Annotated in this window: 1 protein-coding gene; it reads right to left on the bottom strand. The window is 41.8% G+C overall.

All coding sequences use genetic code 11. The features are described from left to right. On the bottom strand, positions 1 to 1257 hold a 1257-nt coding region (locus HPY27_RS29750; RefSeq protein ID WP_174226580.1), incomplete at both ends, for a YcdB/YcdC domain-containing protein.

Genomic DNA, 1257 nt, shown 5'->3' on the forward strand with positions numbered 1-1257 from the left:
TCCATATGCAGACCTATCACCTCTCCCGTGATACGGTCTATTCTGATAAAAATCTCATCATCCAGAACGGGAATGCCTTCGTGCACATTTACAAACCTGAAGCCCTGCACAGCGCCTCTCTGTTGAAACTCTGCTTTGCCAATCGGCATCACTTCTTTTAAATGCTTGGGTCCGTACTTTTCCAGCGCAGCAATAGCTAGTTTCATCGATTCTTCTGGCGTTAGCCATTTCTTTCCGTTTGGATCTTCTTTAGGGAATTTTATTTCTTTCTTTCTCTTGTCAACCACACGGTAGCTCATGAATCGTCCTGTTTCTTCCTCCGTTTCAATTTCAGCATCAAAGTCTTTATTGATTTCATGTGTATATTTCTTACCTTTTGTATCTTCAGAAATGCCTTCTTTTATTTTTTCAGCTTTGCTCTCGATCCCAAAAGCAGCGAACATAGCTGCTGCTTCCTCTGTCGTCTTTACGGTTACTTCCTTACCGACAGGATTCACTCTGACAATGGGATTATATGCACTCCCCGAACCGTTCGCCGAACCGACATAAGGAGGAACTTCCTCGCCTGTTTTGGCATCGATAAATTCCGAGAATTCCGATTTGTATCGTAATGTAGGAGAGCCATACAAGTATTTCTTCGTTTTCTCGTCATATCTCTCTACTGGCTGTTTCAAATAAAAGAGCTTCAGGTGTTTGGCGAAGGCTTTTTCAGCCTGATCCTTGGATATGGCTTCCTTTGGATCAGCAAACTTCATATTTTCCAAGGCGGGTGCATCGTCTCCAAGATTATATTTATGTAAACCTGATCCTTTCGAAATAATTTCTCCTTTGCTGTTTACGGTTAGACGAACATTTATATTCAGATACGGAAGTCCGTTTACCAATTTTGTAAAATGGGCCTCGTTGTCCCTTGAATAGTTAGGGTTATAGGCAAAGCCGCCCATATCTGGACCATACCATTGCTTCATAAAATCTGTTGCTTTGCTGACTACCTTGTCATGCTCAATCTTCGGTCTGCCTTCTTCGGGAAATTCCTCGTTGTAGCTAAACCTATCGGGATTCCCTTGTTTATCCAAACTGAATACAAAAGACGGCTTCTTCTTCTCCTTGGACGTTTGCAAGATGATGGTTATATCATTCGTTCCATCATCTTTTTCTAAAATCTTAAGCGTACTGTAAGAAAAATCGGCTAAATATGGGAGCCTTTCCTTTACCTTTTGGATTGCAAGCTCTACCTTCACTTTCCATTCAGGTGCG

This window comes from Brevibacillus sp. HB1.1 (genome assembly GCF_013332445.1).
GTDB classification, from domain to species: Bacteria; Bacillota; Bacilli; order Brevibacillales; family Brevibacillaceae; genus Brevibacillus; species Brevibacillus porteri.